This window comes from Arthrobacter sp. THG-b23, from assembly GCF_059091265.1.
Genome location: NZ_JBNHGM010000007.1, coordinates 122,068 through 144,211, shown reverse-complemented (window position 1 = coordinate 144,211; position 22,144 = coordinate 122,068). Strand labels below are relative to the sequence as shown.

Annotated in this window: 19 protein-coding genes and 1 tRNA gene; 5 read left to right on the top strand and 15 right to left on the bottom strand. The window is 68.2% G+C overall.

Annotated elements, in window-relative coordinates; translation table 11 throughout:
• Positions 1-52: 52 nt before the first annotated feature.
• Entirely contained in the window at positions 53-1,528 is a 1,476-nt protein-coding gene (lysA, locus tag AC5RVD_RS13370) for a diaminopimelate decarboxylase (protein WP_494127176.1), read from the bottom strand.
• The gene (argS, locus tag AC5RVD_RS13365; protein ID WP_494127175.1) at positions 1,528-3,171 is read right to left on the bottom strand and encodes an arginine--tRNA ligase; all 1,644 of its coding nucleotides are present in this window, start codon (positions 3,169-3,171) and stop codon (positions 1,528-1,530) included. The genes lysA and argS overlap by 1 nt, the downstream gene beginning before the upstream one ends.
• A gap of 217 nt (positions 3,172-3,388) precedes the next feature.
• Between argS and AC5RVD_RS13360 the strand changes: the two genes are divergently transcribed.
• A tRNA-Arg gene (locus AC5RVD_RS13360) sits at positions 3,389-3,461 on the top strand.
• 94 nt (positions 3,462-3,555) lie between these two features.
• Here the strand turns inward: AC5RVD_RS13360 and AC5RVD_RS13355 are convergent.
• Both AC5RVD_RS13355 and AC5RVD_RS13350 read right to left on the bottom strand, forming a co-directional pair.
• A complete protein-coding gene (locus tag AC5RVD_RS13355) occupies positions 3,556-4,185 on the bottom strand; it encodes a hypothetical protein (protein ID WP_494113420.1) in 630 nt (209 codons plus the stop codon).
• A 167-nt stretch (positions 4,186-4,352) separates the two neighbouring features.
• On the bottom strand, positions 4,353-5,351 hold the full coding sequence (locus tag AC5RVD_RS13350; RefSeq protein ID WP_494121555.1) for a GlxA family transcriptional regulator: 999 nt from the start codon (positions 5,349-5,351) through the stop codon (positions 4,353-4,355).
• An 81-nt stretch (positions 5,352-5,432) separates the two neighbouring features.
• On the opposite strand from AC5RVD_RS13350, the gene AC5RVD_RS13345 reads away from it, so the two are divergent.
• The gene (locus AC5RVD_RS13345; RefSeq protein ID WP_494113418.1) at positions 5,433-5,600 is read left to right on the top strand and encodes a hypothetical protein; all 168 of its coding nucleotides are present in this window, start codon (positions 5,433-5,435) and stop codon (positions 5,598-5,600) included.
• A 177-nt stretch (positions 5,601-5,777) separates the two neighbouring features.
• Here the strand turns inward: AC5RVD_RS13345 and AC5RVD_RS13340 are convergent, their stop codons facing one another.
• Positions 5,778-6,335 (bottom strand): DinB family protein, encoded by a 558-nt coding sequence (locus tag AC5RVD_RS13340; protein ID WP_494113417.1) that lies wholly within the window; start codon positions 6,333-6,335, stop codon positions 5,778-5,780.
• Positions 6,336-6,583: 248 nt separating this feature from the next.
• Here AC5RVD_RS13340 and AC5RVD_RS13335 point away from each other — a divergent pair, with 248 nt between their 5' ends.
• A complete protein-coding gene (locus AC5RVD_RS13335; protein WP_494113416.1) occupies positions 6,584-7,561 on the top strand; it encodes a helix-turn-helix transcriptional regulator in 978 nt (325 codons plus the stop codon).
• 56 nt (positions 7,562-7,617) lie between these two features.
• Here the strand turns inward: AC5RVD_RS13335 and AC5RVD_RS13330 are convergent, their stop codons facing one another.
• From AC5RVD_RS13330 to AC5RVD_RS13320, 3 genes are all read right to left on the bottom strand, one after another.
• Positions 7,618-8,406, bottom strand: a complete 789-nt coding sequence (locus AC5RVD_RS13330) for an ABC transporter ATP-binding protein (protein WP_494127174.1) — start codon at positions 8,404-8,406, stop codon at positions 7,618-7,620.
• 1 nt (position 8,407) lies between these two features.
• Positions 8,408-9,307, bottom strand: coding sequence for an ABC transporter permease (locus tag AC5RVD_RS13325; protein WP_494113415.1), 900 nt, complete (start codon positions 9,305-9,307; stop codon positions 8,408-8,410).
• A 102-nt stretch (positions 9,308-9,409) separates the two neighbouring features.
• Positions 9,410-10,399, bottom strand: a complete 990-nt coding sequence (locus AC5RVD_RS13320) for an ABC transporter substrate-binding protein (protein WP_493989304.1) — start codon at positions 10,397-10,399, stop codon at positions 9,410-9,412.
• Between the two features lie 370 nt (positions 10,400-10,769).
• On the opposite strand from AC5RVD_RS13320, the gene hrpA reads away from it, so the two are divergent.
• The gene (gene hrpA, locus AC5RVD_RS13315; RefSeq protein ID WP_494127173.1) at positions 10,770-14,771 is read left to right on the top strand and encodes an ATP-dependent RNA helicase HrpA; all 4,002 of its coding nucleotides are present in this window, start codon (positions 10,770-10,772) and stop codon (positions 14,769-14,771) included.
• Positions 14,772-15,104: 333 nt separating this feature from the next.
• Here hrpA and AC5RVD_RS13310 read toward each other — a convergent pair whose 3' ends face one another.
• From AC5RVD_RS13310 to AC5RVD_RS13295, 4 genes are all read right to left on the bottom strand, one after another.
• The gene (locus AC5RVD_RS13310; RefSeq protein WP_494113633.1) at positions 15,105-15,533 is read right to left on the bottom strand and encodes an HIT family protein; all 429 of its coding nucleotides are present in this window, start codon (positions 15,531-15,533) and stop codon (positions 15,105-15,107) included.
• 118 nt (positions 15,534-15,651) lie between these two features.
• Positions 15,652-16,812, bottom strand: a complete 1,161-nt coding sequence (locus tag AC5RVD_RS13305; protein ID WP_494127172.1) for an NAD(P)-dependent alcohol dehydrogenase — start codon at positions 16,810-16,812, stop codon at positions 15,652-15,654.
• A 109-nt stretch (positions 16,813-16,921) separates the two neighbouring features.
• Positions 16,922-17,755: a sulfurtransferase gene (locus AC5RVD_RS13300; RefSeq protein WP_494113631.1), complete on the bottom strand. Its 834-nt coding sequence runs from the start codon at positions 17,753-17,755 to the stop codon at positions 16,922-16,924.
• A gap of 107 nt (positions 17,756-17,862) precedes the next feature.
• Positions 17,863-18,522, bottom strand: coding sequence for an MBL fold metallo-hydrolase (locus AC5RVD_RS13295; protein ID WP_494113630.1), 660 nt, complete (start codon positions 18,520-18,522; stop codon positions 17,863-17,865).
• A 128-nt stretch (positions 18,523-18,650) separates the two neighbouring features.
• Between AC5RVD_RS13295 and AC5RVD_RS13290 the strand changes: the two genes are divergently transcribed.
• The gene (locus AC5RVD_RS13290) at positions 18,651-19,094 is read left to right on the top strand and encodes a Fur family transcriptional regulator (protein WP_494121561.1); all 444 of its coding nucleotides are present in this window, start codon (positions 18,651-18,653) and stop codon (positions 19,092-19,094) included.
• Here the strand turns inward: AC5RVD_RS13290 and AC5RVD_RS13285 are convergent.
• The 3 genes from AC5RVD_RS13285 to AC5RVD_RS13275 all read right to left on the bottom strand — a co-directional run bounded on the left by AC5RVD_RS13285 (position 19,091) and on the right by AC5RVD_RS13275 (position 21,922).
• Positions 19,091-19,984 carry a metal ABC transporter permease gene (locus AC5RVD_RS13285; protein ID WP_494127171.1) on the bottom strand — a complete coding sequence of 298 codons (894 nt, stop codon included), beginning with the start codon at positions 19,982-19,984 and terminating at the stop codon, positions 19,091-19,093. The genes AC5RVD_RS13290 and AC5RVD_RS13285 overlap by 4 nt on opposite strands.
• 2 nt (positions 19,985-19,986) lie before the next feature.
• The gene (locus AC5RVD_RS13280) at positions 19,987-20,781 is read right to left on the bottom strand and encodes a metal ABC transporter ATP-binding protein (RefSeq protein WP_494113627.1); all 795 of its coding nucleotides are present in this window, start codon (positions 20,779-20,781) and stop codon (positions 19,987-19,989) included.
• Positions 20,782-20,893: 112 nt separating this feature from the next.
• Positions 20,894-21,922, bottom strand: coding sequence for a metal ABC transporter solute-binding protein, Zn/Mn family (locus AC5RVD_RS13275; protein WP_494127170.1), 1,029 nt, complete (start codon positions 21,920-21,922; stop codon positions 20,894-20,896).
• Between the last annotated feature and the right edge of the window lie 222 nt (positions 21,923-22,144).

Below are 22,144 nucleotides of genomic sequence, written 5' to 3'. Positions count from 1 at the left end.
CCCAAACTCTCAGTCTTTTGTTCACTCGCATTGGCTGCTGCCCGACCGGCGGTCAGCCCAGGTCGCGGGCCAGCAGGTCGGCTTCGGTTTCGCCTCGGATGATCAACCGCGCCTCGCCGCCGCGCACGGCAACCACAGGTGGCCGGGCGACGTAGTTGTAGTTGCTGGAGAGCGCCCAGCAATAGGCCCCGGTCGCCGGCACCGCCAGCAGGTCCCCTGCCTCGATGTCCTCGGGCAGGTAAACGTTCCTGACTACAATGTCACCGCTCTCGCAGTGTTTACCAACCACGCGGGAAATAATCGGGGCCGCGTCCGTCACACGCGAGGCCAGCGCGGCGGAATAGTCGGCGTCATAGAGCACGGGGCGGGCGTTGTCGCTCATGCCTCCGTCCACGGAGACGTAGCGCCGCGGGCTGCTGCCGCCGCCGTCCACGTCCACCTGGACGGTCTTGCGGGTGCCGGCCGAGTACAGCGTGAACGTGCTGGGCCCGGCGATTGCCCGGCCCGGTTCGATCGAGATCCGCGGCACCCGGATGCCCAGCCGCTCGGTGACGGACCGCACGACGGCGGCCATCGCCTGGGCGAGTTCGGCCGGCGGCCGGGGGGCGTCGGCCTCGGTGTAGGCGATGCCGTAACCGCCGCCCAGGTCCAGTTCGTGCAGCTCCACGCCGTGGACCTGCTTGACCTCGGCCACGAACGTGAGCAGCCGTTCGGCCGCCAGCGCGAAGCCTTCCGGTTCGAAGATCTGCGATCCGATATGGCAGTGCAGGCCCAGCAGGTTGATGGACTCGTGCGCCAGCGCCGCCGCCACGGCCTGCGCGGCCGGCGAGCCGGCCGACCGGGGCTGCGCACCGGCGTCGTGCCCCGCGCCGTCGTCCGCGCTGGCCATCGAGAGGCCGAATTTCTGGTCTTCGTGCGCCGTGGCGATGAACTCGTGGGTGTGCGCGTGCACGCCGGGGGTCAGCCGCAGCATCACGTTGGCCATCTCGCCGCGGGCCGCGGCGATGGCTCCGAGGCGTGCCAGTTCGTCCAGGCTGTCCACCACGATGCGGCCCAGGCCCATGTCCAGCGCGCGGTGGAGCTCGGCGTCCGACTTGTTGTTGCCGTGCAGGCCCAGGTCCTCCCCCGGAATGCCCGCGCGGGCGGCCACGGCCAGCTCGCCGCCGCTGCAGGTGTCCAGCCGCAGCCCCTCTTGCGCCACCCAGCGGGCGATTTCCACGCTGAGGAACGCCTTGCCGGCGTAGTACACATCCACGCCGCCGCAGAGAGTGCTGAAAGCCTCGTCGAAGGCTTGCTGGAACTCGCGCGCGCGGGCCCGGAAGTCGTCCTCGGACACCACGAACAGCGGCGTGCCGAACTGTTCCTTGAGCCGGGCGACGCCGAGGCCGGAGATTTCCAGTTCGCCCGCCGCGCCGCGGGACACGTCCCGGGCCCAGAGCTTGGCGTCGAGCCGGTTGACGTCCTGCGGGCAGGTGAGCCAGTCCGGAGCCAGCGGAGAGGCTGCGGTGGTTTCGTGTGCTGCGGGCATTACATCCTCTCCGGCGCGCTGACGCCCAGCAGGCCGAGGCCGTTGGCCAGGACCTGGGTCACAGCGGCGTTCAACCACAAACGGGTACGGTGCGTGTCGGTGACTTCGCCGTCGCCGATCGGCGTCACCCGGCAGGCGTCGTACCAGCGGTGGTACGCGCCGGCGATGACTTCCAGGTGCCGGGCGATGCGGTGCGGTTCCCGCAGCTTCGCGGCCGTGGCGACCACCGACGGGTAGGCGCCGAGCACCGCCAGCAGTTCGTTCTCCGTGGCGTGGTCCAGCAGCGATGCATTGAACGCGCTGCGGTCCACGCCGGAAGAGGCCGCGTTGCGCTCCACGGCACAGGTGCGCGCATGGGCGTACTGCACGTAAAAGACCGGGTTGTCGTTGCTGTGCTTGACCAGCAGGTCCAGGTCGATGTCGATGTTGGAATCGGCGTGCGAGCGGGTGAGGGCGTAGCGGGCGGCATCCACGCCCACGGCATCGACCAGGTCCTCCATGGTCACCACCGTGCCGGCCCGCTTCGACATCCGCATGGGCTTGCCGTCCTTGACCAGGTTGACCATCTGGCCGATCAGCACCTCCACCCGGTCGGCGTCGTCGCCGATGGCAGCCGCGGCGGCTTTCAGCCGGGCGACGTAGCCGTGGTGGTCGGCGCCGAGCATGTAGATGCACAGGTCAAAGCCGCGGTCCCGCTTGTTCTTGAAGTACGCAATGTCGCCGGCAATGTACGCGGCGTTGCCGTCGGACTTGATGACGACGCGGTCCTTGTCGTCGCCGAAGTCGGTGGACCTCAACCACCAGGCGCCGTCCTGGAAATAGAGGCTGCCGGAGGTTTTGAGCTGCTGCAGCAGCTTTTCGACCGCACCGTCCTCGAACAGGGAGTTTTCGTGGAAGTAGACGTCGAAGTCCACACCGAACTCATGCAGCGATTCCTTGATGGCGGCAAACATCAGTTCGACGCCGCGGCTGCGGAACTCTTCCTGCGGGTCGGCCGCCGACAGCGCATCCGGGTTTTGCCGCAGGACCGCCTGCGCAATGTCGCCGATGTAGTCTCCGCCGTAGCCGTCCTCGGGGGCGGGTTCGCCCTTTGCCTTCGCCAGCAGCGAGCGGGCGAAGCGGTCGATCTGCGACCCGTGGTCGTTGAAGTAGTACTCTCGCGTGACGTCGGCGCCCTGCGCGGCCAGGATGCGGGCCAGGGCATCGCCCAGTGCCGCCCAGCGGGTCCCGCCCAGGTGGATCGGACCGGTCGGGTTTGCGGAGACGAATTCGAGGTTGATCCGCTGGCCAGCCAGGTCGCTGGCGGTGCCGAAGGCGCTGCCGGCCTCCACGATGCTGCGGGCCAGCGTTCCCGCGGCGGCGGCGTCCACGGTGATGTTCAGGAATCCGGGTCCCGCGATGTCCACCCGGCTGACGCCGTCGATTTTCTCCAGCCGCGCGCTGAGGATTTCGGCGAACTGGCGCGGGCTCATGCCGGCCTTCTTGCCCAGCTGCATGGCGATGTTGGTGGCCCAGTCCCCGTGCTCGCGGTTCTTCGGGCGCTCCACGCGGACCTCGCTGGGCATTTCGACGGCGAAGTCGCCGGCGTCGACGGCGGCCTGCAGGCAGGCGGCAATGGCAGCGGAAAGTTCTTCAGGAGTCACCCCACAAGCATAGGGCAATCCCTTGATCCGCCCGGCTTTCGGCGGGCTGGCTGTGACCGGGCTCGCAGGCGGGCTTTGCCGGCCGGACGTGCCGGCCGGACCGGCCGCTTCCCGCCGGGTCGCCGTCGCGGCCGGTCCGGGCGCATTTCTTCTGGCGGCGCAGATACTGATAAGCTCAATAGGTCCCGCAGGGCACCGGGCCAACAGCCGGTGCCGCGCCCTCGTAGCTCAGGGGATAGAGCGTCTGCCTCCGGAGCAGAAGGCCGTAGGTTCGAATCCTATCGAGGGCACTGAAGCGCAGGACAAGGGAGAATCCCCGGCGAAACCGCCGGGGATTCTCTCGTTAACTCTCATTAACGGCAGCCGGCCAACGCCGGACCAGCGTCACTCGCCGTCGGCCGCCCCGTCGAAGCGGCGGTCGACGCCCACCTGGTCCACTTTGCGGTGGAAATGCATTCCGGACCTGCCGCCGAGAATCGCACCGGCGAGCGAGACCAGCGCCGCGACGACCAGAAAAACGATGCCGCCGGTCGTCAGCTCCCCCTCGCCGAGGGGCACGCGGGGGAAACTGTTCAGGGAACTCAGGACGTTGAACTGGCTGCCGGCGATCAGCCCGAGAATGGCCAGCACAATGGCAACCACGATTGCCCACAGCCACACGGCCAACCCCTGCTTGACCCCGTCGAAGCGGGCCATCCGGCCGGCGACGTATCCGCCGCAGAAATACGAGATGAACAAGATGACGGCCAGGATGATGCCGCCCACTATTCCGACCGTCCCCAGGTTCCGGGACGCTTGATCGGCAACCTGCGCGGGATCGGCGCTCTCGGCGATCCCGACTGCCGTGCCGATGGCGGCTACCAGCGCCGTCAGGATGACCCCGATCCCGGTAGCCGCGAGCCAGCCGAAGAATGCCGAACCCCACTTGATGCCGCCGAATTGGCGCCTCTCCGCCGCTACCACTTCATTGCGTCGTTGCTTCGGGCTCCTGGCCCCTTCTGCAGCTGAACTCATCACCGGTTCTCCTTAATTCGCTTCGGGTGCGCGCACCCGGCGACTCGATGCGCCGTGGTCGTCCGCCGCGCACCGCCCGCCGGACTACTAAGCACACTTATGATTGTGCATGCACACCGGCCGCGGAACAAGGCCACTCCCCCGGTCGCCGGGGGGAGAACCAGCTCCTAGCCGGCCGCACTGCCTGCCGGCTGCCGCGCGCCGGCGGTGGCGCCGCTGCCACGGAAGGTGCGGCGGTAGGAGGCAGGGCTCACGCCAACGGCCTTGGCGAAATGGTGGCGCAGCAGCACCGCCTGCCCAAACCCGGTGATCCGGGCAATCTCTTCGACGTTCAGGTCCGATTCCTCCAGCAGCTCCTGCGCGCGCAGCACCCGCTGGGCGTTGATCCAGGCGGCCGGCGTCGCGCCGGTCTCGGCCCGGAACCGCCGGGCGAAGGTGCGCTCGGACATATGCACCCGGGCGGCCAGCTGGGCAACGCTAACCTCCTGGGCCAGGTTTTCAGTGAGCCACGCCAGCAGGTCTTTAAGGGTGTGGCAGCCGGCCAGCGACATGGGCCGGTCAATATATTGCGCCTGCCCTCCGGCCCGGTGCGGCGGCACCACCATGTCCCTGGCGATGGCCGTCGCCACGGATGCCCCGAGTTCGGTCCGGACCAGGTGCAGGCAGGCGTCGATTCCCGCGGCCGTGCCGGCGCTGGTGATGATGCGGTCGTCTTCCACGTAAAGCACGTTTTCGTCGACGTCGACCCGGGGATATTCGGCAGCCAGTTGGTGTGAGTACTGCCAGTGCGTGGTGGCGCGCCGGCCGTCCAGCAGCCCCGCTTCGGCCAGCACGAAGGCCGCAGAGCACACGGACAACACCCAGGCGCCGCGGGCATGTGCGGCCTGCAGGGCCTGCAAAAGTGCCTCGGGGGGTTGGTCCATGCGCTGGTACGGTGCCACCACCACCAGGTCTGCGTCGGCGGCGGCATCCAGTCCGAGCGGGACGTTCAGGGAGAACCCCAGCTTGGTACCGACAGTCCCCGGCTCAGGAGTGCAGATCCGGAAGTCGAACGCCGGGACGCCAGTCCCGCGGTCGGACCGGTCGATGCCGAAGACCTCGCAGACCACCCCGAATTCGAACGGGGCCGCTCCCGGAAGCACTATCAGGGCCACCTTTTTCAACATGCCTCCAGTATGGCAGTTTTTTATGCTTTATGGTCGTTTCTGCCACTCTTTTTTTGGCGGCGGCAGGACCACCATGGAGGCATGGAACTCCTCCTGATCACCGCCCTGGCACTCCTCGTCATCACCGGAACCCTCCGGCTGATCTTCCGTGACGGACGGGGCATCACCCCGCCGGAACGCTCGCAGGCCGACTGGACGGCAGGCTCCACCCCGAGCCGCGCCTACACCGACCTCGCCCGACTGGCCTGACCCGCCCACGGGACCCTCCGGGAGGACCTGCGGGACCTGTCCGCACCTACGGGCTCCCTCCCGGCGGGCCCTGCGGGGCCTGCACCCCCCGCTCTGCCTCCCGGAGGGACCTGCGGGGCCTTCCCCCGGCCGGCACGTCCGGCCGAACCTGGCCCCGCGGGTCCGCCCGGGCCCGGGCTACTGGCGGTGGGCGAAGAGGTCGCGCAACAGTGCGATCTCGGCCAAGTGATGAATCATTTCCCGATTGATGTGCAGCACCAGCGTCCCCATGGAGCGATCGGCGTAAGGGCCCTCGGCGGGCCCACAGGGCAGCGCCAGCCCCTCCTCGCCGAGCGCACGGACCCCCGCAATCCAGCGCGCGTAGTATTCGTCCAGCAGCTCCAACGCCCCTGACGCCGTGCCCGGATAGTCGAACGATTCGTAGAAGACCGGCGGACCGCCGAAGTGCGAGGCGTTCCGGCTGCCCAGCACGCCCACCAGAATGTGGCCCAGCCGCCAGGCGGCAGTGGTCACCGGCGGCGGCACCGGCTCCGAAAGCGCGAAGTCGATCGTGAAATCACCGGCGCCCACCGCCATCGGTGCGGTACTCGTGCCGCGGTGGCGCACGTTCCAGCAGCCCTCGGCCGGCTCCCAGAAGTATTCTTCGTCGGTGAGTCCCTCCAGCCGTGGCCGGGCCTGGGCGTCCCAATGCCAGGTCAGCTGCTCGAGCAACTCCTCGGCTGCATTGAACGGCATGCCGGCTCCTCCCCAACGGCGGCTCCTCGGCTCCGGAGCCCGGGAGTCCATCATGCCGGGCGGCCGGCCGTTTGCCCAGAGCCGGGCCACGGCCGCGGCACGACGCAGGTTTTCCGGCACCACCCCGGGGCTCATACCGGACAGCTCTTGTCCTCAATCGAGACTAGAGTGGCCCTGTTGCCGGAACGACCGGCACCCGCGCGTGCTGCATGACGCCGCACGCTCGGGCTGCTGATGACAGGTGGGCCATGCTCGAAACGTCCGCGCGGCTGTTGCAGCTGCTCTCCCTGCTCCAGATGCGCCGGGAGTGGACCGGCTCCGCCCTGGCCGAGCGGATGAGCGTCACCGAACGCACGGTGCGCCGCGACATCGGCAAGCTGCGCAACCTCGGTTATCCCATCAATGCGTCCCCCGGCGTCGCCGGCGGCTACCAGCTGGGCGCGGGCGCGCAGCTTCCGCCGCTGCTGCTGGACGACGACGAAGCCCTCGCCGTCGCGCTGGGCCTCGGGGCGGTGACCGCCAGCCCGGTGGCCGGCGTCGGCGAGGCCTCCCTCCGGGCGCTGACCAAGCTGGAGCAGGTGCTGCCGGCGCGGCTCCGCCCCAAGTTTTCCACCCTGAAGAACGCTGTGGTCACCCTGGCCGGCCCCACCGCCGCCGTGGATCCCGAGGTGCTGACCGCAATCTCCACCGCCATTGCCGAACGGCGCGTGATCGGCTTCCGCTACGCCAAGGCAGACGGCGAGTCCGGCCGCCGCTTGGCCGAACCGTACCGGCTGGTGGACACCGGCCGCCGTTGGTATCTGGTGGCCTACGATACGGGCCGGCAGGACTGGCGCACCTTCCGGGTGGACCGGTTCGAATCGGTTCCCACGGCCCGTGAACGCTTTGCCCCGCGGCAGTTGCCGCAGCCGGACCTGGCCGCCTACGTCCAGCAATCGATCACCAGGTCCCCGTACAGGTTTGACGTGGTGGTACGGATTGACGCTCCGCTGCAGGCGGTCGCGGAGAGGATCCCGCCGAATATCGCCGTCCTGTCCGACGACGGCGGCGCCACCTTGCTGCGGGCGGGTTACGATTCGCTGGACTACCCACTGGTGGAGCTGGCCGCCACCGGCTTTGCGTTCGAAATCCTGGAGCCGGCGGAATTCCGGCAGCGCGCCGCGGAGCTCGCGGGCCGGCTGGCTGCTGCCGCCGGCACGGGAACGGCGGCCGCCCCTACCGCATAGGTGGGACAGCCGCCGTCGTACGTTAAACCCGGTTCATACCCCCGGGCGCGCGGACGCTACTGGAGCATGGTGCGGTCGTCGACCACACCCTTGATCTTCTCGAACTCATGCAGCAGGTCCGGCACGGTGGCCTTCTGCTTCTGCTCCTGGTCCAGATCCAGGATGATCCGGCCCTCGTGCATCATGATCAGCCGGGTGCCCAGCCGCAGCGCCTGCTCCATGTTGTGGGTCACCATCAGCGTGGTCAGGCGGTGCCGGTCGACCACTTCCGCCGTCAGGCGGCTGACCAGCTCCGCACGCTGCGGATCGAGGGCCGCGGTGTGCTCATCCAGCAGCAGAATTTTCGGGCTGCTGAACGTGGCCATCAGCAGCGACAGTGCCTGCCGCTGGCCGCCCGAGAGCAGGCCCACCTTTGCCTTGAGCCGGTTCTCCAGCCCGAGCTCCAGCGAACGCAATTCTTCCTTGAAGAATTCGCGCTTCTTGCGGGTCACGCCGGGACGCAGGCCGCGGCGCTTGCCGCGTTCGTAGGCGATGGCCAGGTTCTGTTCGATGGTCATCTCCGGTGACGTTCCCGCCATCGGGTCCTGGAAGACGCGGCCCACGAAGCGGGCCCGCTGGTGGTCGGCCAGCCTGGTGACGTCCTTGCCGTCGATGCTCACCGTGCCGATGTCCGGGCGCAGCTTTCCGGAGGTGATGTTCAGGATGGTCGATTTGCCGGCGCCGTTGCTGCCGATCACCGTGACGAATTCGCCCGCGGCCAGGGACAGGTTGATCTCCTGCAGGGCAACGCGCTCGTTGACGGTGCCCGCGAAGAAGGTCTTGTGAACGTTCTTGATATCCAGCATGTCAGCCCTTCGCTCCCGTCAGGGACTTCTTCATTTTTCCGAGCCCGCCAACACGGCGAAAGACCTTCCACTGGGGCAGCACCAGCGCGATGACCACCAGCACGGCCGAGACCAGCTTCATGTCGTTCGGCTGCAGGCCGGCCTGGAGGGCCAACTGGATGACCACGCGGTACAGCACGGAACCGAGCACCACGGCCAGGGTGGCGATCCAGATCAGGCGGGTTCCGAAGATCGCCTGGCCGATGATCACCGAGGCCAGGCCGGCCAGGATCAGGCCGATGCCCATGCCGATGTCGGCGAAGCCCTGGTACTGGGCGATGAACGCGCCGCAGACCGCCACGAGCCCGTTGGACAAGGCCAGGCCAAGGATCTTCTGGTTGTCCGTGCTGACGCCGAAGCTGCGGATCATTTGTTCGTTGTCGCCGGTCGCCTGCATGGCCAGTCCGATGTCGGTGTGCAGGAACCAGTCCATGATCACCTTCACCACCAGTGCGACCAGCAGGAAGATGGCGATGGCGCCGATGCCGCCGAGCATGCCCGACTCGCGCAGCGGGGTGATCAGGGTGTCTTCGCGCAACAACGGCAGGTTGGCCCGGCCCATGATGCGCAGGTTGATGGAGTAGAGGGCGATCATCGTCAGGATGCCGGCCAGCAGGCCGTTGATCTTGCCCTTGGTGTGCAGCAGGCCGGTGACGGTGCCGGCAGCCATGCCGGCAATGAAAGCCAGGATGGTGGCCGTGACCGGCGGCATCCCGTTGATGATGCTGATGGCGGCGACTCCGGCGCCGGTGGTGAAACTGCCGTCGACCGTCAGGTCGGGAAAATCGAGGATGCGGAAGGTCAGGTAGACCCCCAGGGCCATGATCGCGTAGATCAGCCCAAGCTCAACCGCGGTAATCATAGGTAAAGGACCTTGGTTCTCTCGTGGCGTCGATCCGGCGGCCGGGCTGGCCGGCCGCCGGATGGACTGCGGACTTCTTCGGCTCGAGCTGGAGGTTCGGGCTTACTCGAAGACGTGGTCAGCCGTGTCGGCGTAGCCGTCCGGCAGGGTCACACCCATGCGCTTGGCGGCAGCCGGGTTGACGTAAAGTTCCAGCTCGGACTGTGTCTCCACCGGCATGGATGCCGGTTCTGCCTCGCCCTTGAGGATCTTCACTGCCATCTCGCCGGTCTGGTAACCCAGCTTTTCGTAGTTGATGCCGTAGGTGGCCACCGTGCCGCGCTTCACCGAGTCGCCCTCGGCGGCAATCGTCAGGATCTTCTTGGACTCGGCCACCTGGATCAGGGACTCCAGGGCGGACACCACGTTGTTGTCGGTCGGTACGTAGAACGCGTCGACGTCGAGCGACTCGGCGGCCTGCTGGACTTCACCGGAGTTGGAGATTGCCGCTTCCTTGATCTCCAGGCCCAGTTCCTTGGCCGCTTCCTTGGCCCATTCCACCTGGACGGTGGAGTTGACCTCGCCCGAGGAGTAGACGATGCCCACGGACTTCGCGTCCGGGTTTAGCTCCTTGACCAGGGCCAACTGCTCTTCGACCGGGTTGCGGTCCGAGGTACCGCTGACGTTCGATCCCGGAGCGTCCATGCTTTCCACCAGCGAAGCGGACTCCGGATCGGTGACTGCGGTGAACAGGATCGGGGTGTCGACGATGGCCTGCACGGCCGCCTGGGCGGTGGGTGTCGCGATGGCCAGGATGAGGTCCTTCTGGTCGCTGGCGAACTTGCCGGCGATGGAGGTGGCGGTGCCCTGGTCGCCCTGCGCGTTCTGCTCGTCGTAGGTCACGGTCTCGCCCTCGACGTAGCCGTTGTCGGCCAGCGCCTTCTTGAACCCCTCGCGGGCCGCGTCCAGGGACGGGTGCGAGACAATCTGGCTGATGCCGATTTCCACCGATTCGGTGCTGCCTTCGGCGGCATTGCCCTCGGTCGATCCCGCATTGCCGCACGCGGAAACAAGCAGGGCGGTGGCCAGCAGGCCAGACCCCAGGCCGAACATGGTCGAACGTTTCTTCACAATGTTCCTTTCGAATGTCCATCACGTGCCGGATAGTCCGGCACTTTTCCGCCTCGCCGCCCCTCCCCGGCGCGGCTGAAGCGGTCCGCCACACGCGGCGTCGTCATCGGCGCCGGCGGTTATGGCAGGCAACCCTGCGGGAGCGTCCTGAAGATCTTACCTGTGAACCGAGTCACATTGTCTAATCAGAACCGCGGGGTCAGGACAACCATATGAGATACGTCTCGTCCACAGGACAAATTGCCTCCGGTTGTCGCCGGATAGTTACTTTCGTCCACGGGCACGCGCCTCCCCGGGCTGCCCCTGCGGCCGGTCCGGGGCGGCCGGTCCAGCGACTAGACTGAGGTCAATCATGGCTGTGAACATCACGTACCCCGCGGCCCTGCCGGTTTCAGAGCGGCGCGAGGACATCATGGCGGCCATCGCCGCGAACCAGGTGACCGTCATCGCCGGCGAAACCGGCTCCGGCAAGACAACGCAGATCCCGAAGATGTGCCTGGAGCTCGGCCTGGGCGAGCAGGGGCTGATCGGCCACACCCAGCCCCGGCGGCTGGCGGCCCGGACGGTGGCCGAACGCATCGCCGAGGAACTGGACGTGAAGATCGGCCAGGAGGTCGGCTTCCAGGTCCGCTTCACCGGCGAAGTCGGCCGGGATACCCGGATCAAGCTGATGACGGACGGCATCCTGCTGGCCGAGATCCAGCACGACAAACTCCTGAAGAAGTACAGCACGATCATCATCGACGAGGCCCACGAACGCAGCCTCAACATCGACTTCATCCTGGGCTATCTGAGGCAAATCCTGCCCAAGCGTCCGGACCTGAAGGTCATCATCACCTCCGCGACGATCGACCCGGACCGCTTTGCCCGGCACTTCGGCAGCGGCGACGAACCGGCGCCCGTGATCGAGGTTTCCGGCCGGACCTACCCGGTGGAAATCCGCTACCGCCCGTTGAACCAGCCGGCGGCCACCGACCCCGACAACCCGGACGTGGACGAGCTCGAAGAAGACCGCGACCCGCTCGACGCCGTCTGTGACGCGGTGGACGAACTGTCCCTGGAGGCCCCGGGCGACATCCTGGTCTTCTTCTCCGGCGAGCGCGAAATCCGCGATGCCGCCGACGCCCTCGCGGCCAGGATCAAGACCAACCGCAGGCTGGCCGGCACCCAGATCCTGCCCCTGTACGCCCGGCTGTCGCTGGCGGAGCAGCATCGGGTCTTCTCCCCGGGCGGCCAGCGCAGGATCGTGCTGGCCACCAACGTGGCCGAGACGTCGCTGACCGTTCCGGGCATCAAGTACGTGATCGACACCGGCACGGCGCGCATCTCCCGCTACTCGCACCGGACCAAGGTCCAGCGGCTGCCGATCGAGCGCATCTCCCAGGCCTCGGCCAACCAGCGCTCGGGCCGCTGCGGCCGCGTGAGCGACGGCATCGCCATCCGGCTCTACTCCGAAGAGGACTACGAGTCCCGGCCCGAGTTCACCGACCCCGAGATCCTGCGCACGAACCTGGCCGCGGTCATCCTGCAGATGACCGCCATGGGCGTGGCCCGCGGCCCCAAGGACATCGAAGCGTTCCCGTTCGTGGAGCCGCCCGAGTCCCGCGCCATCAACGACGGCGTCACCCTCCTGCGCGAACTCGGAGCTTTGCCCGAGCCCGGCGCCAAGGGAGGGGCCGCGCCGAAGTCGGGGCTCACCGCCGTCGGACGCAAACTGGCGCAACTGCCGGTGGACCCGCGGCTGGGCCGCATGATCGTGGAAGCGGGCCAGCGCGGTTGCGTGCGCGAGGTGATGGTCCTGGCGGCGGCGCTGACCATCCAGGACCCGCGGGAACGTTCCCATGGCGACAACGCGGCCAAGCAGCAGCAGGCCAACGAGAAGCACAAGCGCTTCGTGGACGAGAAGTCCGACTTCACCGGCATCCTGAACCTGTGGCGGTATCTGCAGGAGCGGCAGCAGGAGCTCTCCTCCACCCAGTTCCGCAAACTGTGCCGCACCGAGTTCATCAACTACCTGCGGGTCCGGGAGTGGCAGGACCTGTTCGCGCAGCTGCGCCAGTTGGCCAAGCCGCTGGGCATCTCCCTGGAGTCGGGGCGGGACGTTGACCCCGTGGGCAGGCACGACGACATCCACAAGTCCCTGCTCGCCGGCCTGCTCAGCCACATCGGCGTGTACGAGGAGCGCAAGCGCGAATACGCCGGCGCGCGCGGCACCCGGTTCGCCATCTTCCCCGGCTCGGCGCTGTTCAAGAAGTCGCCGGACTGGGTGATGGCCGCCGAGCTGGTGGAAACCTCCCGGCTGTGGGCCAGGGTGGCGGCTAGATTCGATCCCGCCTGGGCCGAAGAGATTGCCCCGCAGTTGTGCAAGCGCACCTATTCGGAGCCGCACTGGTCCAGGAAGATGGGCTCCGTGATGGCCTACGAGAAGGTCACCCTGTACGGGGTGCCGATCGTCCCGCAGCGCCGGATCCAGTACGGCAGGATCGACCGGGAACTCAGCCGCGAGCTGTTCATCCGCCATGCCCTGGTGGAGGGCGACTGGCGCACGCACCACAAGTTCTTCCACCGCAACCGCAAGCTGCTGGCCGAGGTCGAGGAACTGGAGACCCGGATGCGCCGCCGCGACCTGCGCGTGGACGACGAAACGCTCTTCGAGTTCTACGACGAGCGGATCGGCCCCGAGGTGGTCTCCGAACGCCACTTCGACAAGTGGTGGAAGGACGCCCGGGCGGAAAATCCTGCCCTGCTGGATTTCGATCCGGACGCCGTGCTGGCCGCCGACGCCGAGGAACTGGACACCTCGGCGTTCCCGAAGACCTGGCAACAGGGGACCTTCGAACTCCCGTTGAGCTACGAGTTCTCGCCGGTGGCACCGGGGGCGACCCCGGATCCGTCCGACGGCGTGACGGTGCACGTGCCGGTGCTGTTCCTCAACCAGCTGGATGCAGCCCCCTTCCGCTGGCAGATCCCGGGCCTTCGGGTGGAGCTGGTGACCGCACTGATCAAGTCGCTGCCCAAACAGATCCGCAAGAACTTCGTTCCGGCCCCAGACGTTGCCCGGAGCGCCGCGGCGGCCCTGGCGGCGGACTTCGATCCGGCCGAAGATGAACTGGAGCCCTCGCTGGAGCTGGTGCTGCGCCGGCTAAAGGGGCACATCATCCCGCCCGGCTCCTGGAACTGGGACACCGTGCCGCCGCACCTGCGCATGACGTTCCGCGTGCTCGACGGCAACGGCAAGGTGCTGGACGAGGCCAAGGACCTGGCCCGGCTGCAGCAGGAACTTGCGCCGGCCAACCGGCGGGCCATCGCCGAGTCGCTGGGCGCGACGCCCAAGACCGCCCAGCCGTCGCCGGGTCAGGGCCGCGGCGCCCCGGGCAAGAAGCGCGGCGGCGGCCAGGGCGCCGGCACCGGTGCGGCCGGCACCGGTGCGGCCCCCGCTGCCGGGACACCGGCGTCGGGCACTTCCGGACAGGCCGCCCCGGGCCTGCAGGAACGCAGCGGCCTGACCGCTTGGCCGGACGGCGACCTCCCCCGCGAGGTCAGGCGCGAGGTGGCCGGGCACACCGTGACCGGGTATCCGGCCCTGGTGGACGAAGGCAGCACCGCCGGTGTCCGCGTCTACCAGACACCGGCCGGCCAGCAGGCGGCCATGCGCTCGGGCATCATCCGGCTGCTGGTGCTGCGGGTGCCCTCGCCGCAGCGGTACGTGCTGGACCACCTGAACAATACGGAGAAGCTGACGTTCACGCAGAACCCGCACGGTTCGGTGGCGTCGCTGATCGACGACTGCACGCAGGCCGCGGTGGACAAGCTGGTGCCGGCCGAACTGCCGTTCACCCGGGCCGGATTCGACGCACTGTACGAGCAGGTCCGCGCGGAACTGATCGACACCGTCTTCACCGTGACCGCCATCGTGGAGAAGATCCTCTCCAGCACCCGGCGGATCCAGAAGGAGCTGAAGTCCAACGCCAGCCTGGCCCTGATCAGCCCGCTCTCGGACATCAAAAGCCAACTGGAGCAGCTGGTCTTCCCCGGGTTCGTGGCGGCCACCGGCTATGCGCAGCTCAGCCAGCTGCCGCGCTACCTGGAGGGGATCGAGCGCCGGCTGCAAAAACTGCCGACTGCCGTGGGCCGGGACGTGCAGCACATGGCAGTGGTGCAGCGGCTCGAAGACGAGTACGACGACGCGCGGGCGGCGCTGAAGCCCGGCAACCTGGACGGCTCGGGGCTGGACAGGGTTCGCTGGATGCTGGAGGAACTGCGGATCAGCTTCTTCGCGCAGGAACTCGGCACCGCGTATTCGGTGTCCGAGAAGCGCGTCCGAACTGCCCTGAACGAGGCCCTCGCCGGCTGACGCGCGGCACCGGCACCGTCAGTGCCACCGCGGCGAGGACAGGGGCCGGCTGCCAAGTCATCGCCCGCTGGCCCTGACCCCGACATCAGGACAGGGTCTGGCTGCCAAGACAGGGGTTATTGACCCTGTCCTCGACGCCAGGGGTGGACCTCGACGACAGGCCTCAAGAACTGATACTGGTCCGGCCCAGGGTTGCCACCCGCGTCGCGCGCGCGGCTGCGGGCCAATGCGCGCCGCAGGTTTGCCACTCCCACCGCGCGCAGGTTCCCGCCCTGCGGCGCCGCGGTCCCCCGCCCCGCGCCGGTTCTCCCACGCGGAAGCGGCGTTTCCGCGTCAGTCGGCGGGGACGACGTCCCCGTGGCCGGCCTCGCGCAGCGCCGCCCGGATGCGTTTGGCTGATGCCTCCATCACGTCCGGATCCGGGTTTTGCTGGGCCCGCTTGAAGTCGAACTCGGCCTCCGAGTTGGAGGGCCAGACGTGCAGGTGCAGGTGGTTTACCTCGAACCCCGCGATGATCAGGCCGGCCCGGGCGGCGCCGAAGGCATCCACCTGGGCCTTGCCGATGGCTTGGGCGACCGCGGTGAGTTTCTGCAGCAGGTCGGCCGGGGCGTCGGTCCAGCGATCGACTTCCTGCCGCGGCACCACCAAGGTGTGCCCGTCCGCGAGCGGGCCGATGCTCAGGAACGCCACCACGTCGTCGTCCTTCCAGACGAAGCGGCCGGGGATCTCGCCGTCGATGATCTTGGTGAAGATGGTGCTCATGTACGCAATCCTTGTCGGTTGGGTTACTCGGGGTCAGTGGGAGTCGGTCAGGTTCGAGTCGGCCCGGCGCGTCGGTGCAGTCACGGCCCAGCCCGTCGATCCACCACGGTCAGCCTCTTCAGCGGTTCAGCGAGGCGATGTCCAGGACAAACCGGTAGGCAACGTCGCCGGCCACCATGCGGTCATAGGCTTGGTCGAGGTCCGGCGCGCCCACCAGTTCGATGTCGGCCGTGATCCCGTGTTCGGCGCAAAAGTCCAGCATCTCCTGGGTCTCGGCTATACCGCCGATCTTCGAGGCGCCGTAGGCAACGCGCTCGCGCATCAGCAGGTTGACCGGCACCGGCGGCATCGGCTCGGGCGGCACGCCCAGTTGGATCAGCGCACCGTCGCGGCGGATTGCCCGCAGGTACGGGGCCAGGTCGTGGGCCGCGGCCACCGTGTCGATGACCAAGTCAACGCTGCGCCGGGCTGCCGCGAGCGCCTCGGCGTCGCCGGTCACCACCACGTGGTCGGCACCGAGCGCGCGGGCCGAATCGGCCTTGTCCGCCGAGCTGGTAAAGACGGTCACCGACGCCCCCATGGCCTTCGCCAGTTTGACCGCCATGTGCCCCAGCCCGCCAAGGCCCACCACGCCGACTGAGTCGCCGGCTTCGACGCCGAAGTAGCGCATCGGTGAGTACGTGGTGATGCCGGCGCACAGCAAGGGGGCTGCGGCGGCGGGGTCGAGTTCCGGGGGCACGCGCAGCACGAAGTTTTCATCGACGACGACGGACGTCGCGTACCCGCCCTGCGTCACCTCGCCGCCGTGGCGCCGGTCGCGGGCGCCATAGGTGCCCACCGCGCCCTTGTCGCAGTACTGTTCGAGTCCTTCCCCGCAGGCGGAGCAGTCGCGGCAGGAATCCACCATGCAGCCCACACCCACCAGGTCGCCGACGGCATGCAGGGTCACATCCTGGCCGATGGCAGTGACCCGCCCAACGATCTCGTGGCCGGGCACCAGCGGGTATTCGATCTCGCGCCACTCGCCGCGGACCGTGTGGACATCCGAGTGGCAGAGCCCGCAGAAGGCGATGGCGATCTCCACGTCGTGCGGCCCCGCGGGGCGGCGTTCAATCTGCAGCGCGACCATTCCGGAACCCGGCGCCGTCACTCCATAGGCCGCCACCGTCCTCATGCTGCTCCTCGGTGTCTGCAGGTCTGCTGCCGCGAGGGCCTGCTGCTCCTGCTCGGGTGAAAGCGGTTTCCCCAGCGGCGGCGGTGCCGGACGGCCAAGTGTCATGGGCCTGACGCTACCGTTTGCTGCTTCGCCATGCCACCACGGCACACCGAGTGTGACGCTTTGGGTGCGGTGGTGCACGGCGCCGGCCCGCGGCCGATCCGGCGGCCGATTACGGCGCGCTCCCGGTGGCTACCGGCAGCTCCGGATGTCCGCACCACTGGGACCAGGAGCCCGGGAAAAGGGCCGCGTCGATGCCAGCCTCGGCCAACGCCGCGACCTGGTGGGCGGCGTTGATGCCGGAGCCGCAGTAGACGGCTACCTTCCGTCCTTCCGCCCCCAGTTTCCTGAACCGTGCCGCGAGTTCCGCGGGTGGCAGGAAGCGCCCGTCCGGGGACAGGTTGGCCGTGGTCGGTGCGCTGACGGCGCCGGGAATGTGGCCGGCGCGAGGGTCCACCGGCTCCAGCTCGCCGCGGTAACGCTCGGCTGCGCGGGCATCAAGCAGCAGCGAGGTACCCGCGAAATCCAGCACGTCGTCCAGCTCAAGCCTGGGCATCCTGCCGCTGCCCAGTTCGACGTTGCCCAGGCAGGCCAGCTCGTCGCCGCTGTCCACTTCATACCCTTCGCTGCGCCAGGCGGCGAGCCCGCCGTCGAGCAGGTAGACGGAGTCGAAGCCGCCGTCGCGCAGCAGCCACCACACGCGGGCCGCAGCCATGCCGCCATTGTCGTCGTACGCCACCACGACGTCGTCGTTGTTGATGCCCCAATCGCGTGCCGCCTCACGAAAGGCCTCCGGCTCCGGCAGCGGATGACGCCCGCCAACCGGCGTGGGCGCCGACGCCAGCTGCGAGGGCAGGTCAACATAGACGGCACCGGGAATGTGGGCCTGGCGGTAGTGGCTGTGGCCGGCGTCGTCGCCGAGCTTCCAGCGCACATCGAGCAGTACGGTGCGCTGTCCGGAGATCATCCGTTCACGCAGTGTCTGCACGTCCATCAGAGTCCTCATGAGATCTCCTCCTGACTGCTGGCGGGCGTCGTTGCCCGCCGGTGTCCCGACAGTCCATCACAGCAGCACGTATTGGGCCAAGCGGCCGGCCAGGCTGCACCCGACGGTCAGGCCAGCTCCACGCTGTCCCCCGGCGACAGGTGCCGGTAACTGGTGCCGTAGTGGCCGCCGATCCGCTCCACGTGCTTCTCCACCAACGGCAGGCCGCGGTCGCTCAGCCCGGCGTCGTGGATTGGGTAGGCATGCTCGGCCCGCATCGCGGTCACGAAGTCGATCACCTCGCCGGTCTTCGACCAGGGCGCGTGCACGGGCACCAGGACGGTTTTGACGTCCAGCCCGTGCGGGACGATGAAGGAGTCGCCCGGATGGTACAGGCTGTCATTAATGACGTAGCCGATGTTGGCGACCACCGGGATGTGCGGATGAATTAGGGCGTGCTGGCCGCCGAAGGTGCGGATGCGAAACCCGGGCACCTCGAACTCCGTCTCCGGTTCGGCGGCATGGATCCGCCCCGATGCTCCCGGTGCGAGCGCCCGGAGGTCGGCGGCCACGGAGGCCGGGGCATACAACTGCATGTCGTCCGCCGCTGCCAGCAGGCCCGGGACCCGGTCCTGGTCGATGTGGTCCGCATGCCCGTGGGTCACCAGGACGGCGGTAGCCCCTTCGAGGGCCTGCTCCACTTCCGAGAAGTTGCCGGGGTCGATCACCAGGACGTGGCCGTCCTGCTCAAGCCGGACGCACGCGTGGGTGAATTTTGTCAGCTTCATGGAACACACCCTAGCCGCGCGCGGCGGCCAGCGCTCGGCGGTCCGGCCTGCCTCGTCAATCAGGCCTGCTGGTAGGCTGGGATGCAGCCTACGGGTGCCAGTATCAACAGCGAGGAGCCGAAGCGGACATGTCCGTTCCTTCAGCGAAACCGCAGGCGCAGCGCCGCGGTTCGGAACAGCGGGTGACCCGCCAGCGCGTGGCCGTGGCCGCCGCCTTGGACAGCCTGGAGGACTTCGTCAGCACGCAGGAACTGCACCGCCTGCTGCAGGACCGCGGCGATTCGGTCTCGCTGGCCACTACATATCGGATTTTGCAGGCCATGGCCGACGACGGGCAAGTGGACGTGATGCGCAGCGGCGAGGGCGAGGCCGTGTACCGGCGCTGCGCCGTCGAGCACCACCATCACCACTTGCTCTGCCGGACCTGCGGCAAGACCGTGGAAATTGAAGCTCCGGCGGTGGAGCAATGGGCGGCCCGGATGGCGGCGGAGCACGGCTTCACCCAGGTTGCCCACACCGTGGAAATGTACGGGTTGTGCCCGGAATGCAGCGCCGCCCCCGGCGGTGCTTAGCCGGCGGTAACCCTTACCGCGGCGACGTCGCGCCGCCCCACCTTGCCGCGCCGTTGCCGCCGCGCCCCGGCCATCCGGCAGACCACGTAGATCAGGAACGAGATCGTCGTGACGTAGGGGCTGATCGGCAGGCTGCCGCCCAGGGCCAGCAGGATCCCGCCAACCACAGCGGCCACCGCGAACAAGACGCTCAACAGCACGACCACACGCGGCGAACTGCTCACCCGGAGCGCCGCGGCCGCCGGCGTGATGACCAGGGACAGCACCAGCAGGGCACCGACCACCTGGATGGACAGCGCCACGGCCAGTCCCAGCAGGAACATGAACACGATCGCCAGGGCGCCCACCGGCACACCGCGGGCCTCGGCCAGGTCCGGGTCGGCGCTGGCGAAGGTCAGCGGACGCCAGATGGCCAAAAGCCCCAGCACGACCACGGCTGAACCCCCGGTCAGAAGGTTCAGCTGCACCGTGTCCACGGACACGATCTGCCCGGTCAGCAGGCCGAACTTGTTCGCCGAGCGGCCCTCATAGAGCGAGAGGAACAGGATCCCCAAGCCCAGCCCGAAGGACATGATCACGCCTGTGATCGAATTCCGGTCCCGTGCCCGCATGCCCAGCATGCCCAGGACCACGGCCGCGATCACCGAGCCCACCAGCGAACCGAACACCACATTGGCGCCGATCAACAGTGCGAATGCCGCCCCGGCGAAGGACAGTTCGGCGATGCCGTGCACGGCAAAGGCGAGGTCCCGCATCATCACGAACACGCCGATCAGGCCGCCGACCAGGCCCAGGACGGCGCCGGCAATCAGCGAGTTGCGCACCAGCGGCAGCAGGTCGCCGTAGTCGTTGAAGTTGAAGACCGCATTCAGCAGTTCCGACGGATCCATGCCTACACCACCTCGCCGTGGCGGTGGGTGGTGGCGTCGGGAAGCCCCACCACGATGATCCGGCCCTGGTTGTGGATTACTTCGACGTGGCTGTTGTACATGTGCGACAGCACCTCGGTGGTCATCACTTCTTCCGGCGTGCCGACGCGGAACTGGCCGCCGGCCAGGTAGAGCACCCGGTCCACATAGTCGATGATCGGGTTGATTTCGTGCGTGACGAAGACGACCGCGCTGTTCCTTTCATGGCACTGCCTGTTAATCATGGAGCTCACGGCCTGCTGGTGGTGCAGGTCCAGCGAGAGCAAGGGCTCGTCGCAAAGCAGCACCCGGGGATCGGAGGCCAGCGCCTGGGCCGCGCGCAGCCGCTGTTGCTCGCCGCCGGACAGCTGCCCTACCGGGGCTTCCGCGTAACCGGAGGCGCCCACCATCTGCAGCAGTTCGTCCACCCGCCGGCGATGCTTGCGGCCGTTCAGCCGCATGCCCCACCGGTGGCCGTCCAGGCCCAGGCCCACCAGGTCGCGGGCCCGCAGCGGAGTCTCCGGCGCGAAGGTCTTTTGTTGGGGGATGTAGCCGATGTCCCGGCTGCCGCGTTCCAGCGGCCGCCCGTTGACCTCGGCCATGCCATGGCTCAGCGGCTGCAGGCCCAGCAATACGCGCAGGAAGCTGGTCTTGCCGGAGCCGTTGGGGCCCAGCACCGCGAAGAACTCCCCCGGGTTGATGGTCAGGTCGAGGTCATGCCACAGCACGCGCTGGCCGAAGGACAGCGAGGCACCCTGCAAGCGGACGGCGGGGGTCATGGCAGTGTTCCTTGAAGCTTCCGTGCTGCGCAGCGCGCGAGGGGGGTGCAGGGGCAATTGAGGCGTCCGGCTTGGACTGCCTCAGTTAACCACATCCCGGCGGCCTGGCCGGTCACCCGCGCAGCGCCTGGTCCACCGATTCCAGATTCTCCGCCATCCAGGCCAGGTAGTCCTGGTCTGCGGGCAGGGTCTCGGTGAAGTTGAGGACGTCGATGCCTGCCTTTTCCGCCAGTTGGCGCAGGCGCTGTGTCTGCGGGCCTTCGGTCTGTTCGTTGTAGGCGACGAACCGGACCGCCCCGCCGGTAATCAGTTCCTCGGCTTCCCTCAGCGCGGCCGGGGCGGCATCGTTGCCTTCCTCGGCCGCCTCCATGAAGCCGGCCGGGGTCTTGTTCTCCAGTCCCAGCGCATCGAAAAGGTGCAGCGGCACCGGATCTGTGGCCGCTACGGCTTCCCCGCCCGCCGTGGCAGCCAGTTCGTCCATGTCGCTTTGGAGCCCCTCGATCCCAGTACGGAACTGCTCGGCATTGGCCCGGAAGGTTTCGGCCTGCTCCGGGTCCAACGCCGAGAGCTTCTCGGCGATGGTCTCCGCGATGGCGGCCATGGTGGGCAGGTCGTACCAAACGTGTTCATTGAAGCCGCCGTGGCTGTGGTCCGCGTGGCTGCCGTCCTCCGCGTGCCCCGCGTCGGCGCCGTCCGCGTCGCCGCCGTCAGTGCGCTCCGCGCCGGCGTCGTCTCCGTGGGCATGCCCTGCTTCGGCGCCCTTTGCTCCGGACAGCGGCGACAGCTCCACCGCGGTGATGACGTAGTTGTGGTCAACGCCGGTCTCGTCCGCCAGGGTGTGCATGAAGGTGTCGTAGCCCCCGCCGTTTTCCAGCAGCAGGTCGGCCTGGGAGATCGCCAGCTTGTCCCGCGCCGTCGCTTCATAGGAGTGCGGGTCCTGGGCCATCCGGTCGATGATCGATGTGACGTCGACGTGCTCGCCGCCGATGGTTTGGGCCACGTCGCCGTAGACATTGGTGGAAGCGACCACGCTCAGCTTGCCGTCGCCTTCGGTCTCTCCCCCTGCAGCGGCGCAGCCGGACAGCAGCACCGCCGCGGCGGCCAGTCCTGCCAATGCAGGAGGGGTACGTGAGTGCCTCACGGGCAACCTCGGTTCTACTCATAATGAGAATCAGTAACAATAAGGGTTTTCAGCTTAGCGCAGTTGCGAACCGTTCGCATTCGGCACGGGCACCGGACACCCTTCCGCACCGCGCGGCAGGGCACGCGCGGGCACGGGGACCGGACACCCTTCCGCCCCGCGCGGCAGGGCGCGGGCACGGGACACCCTTCCGCTCCACACGGCAGGACGCGGGCGCGGGGC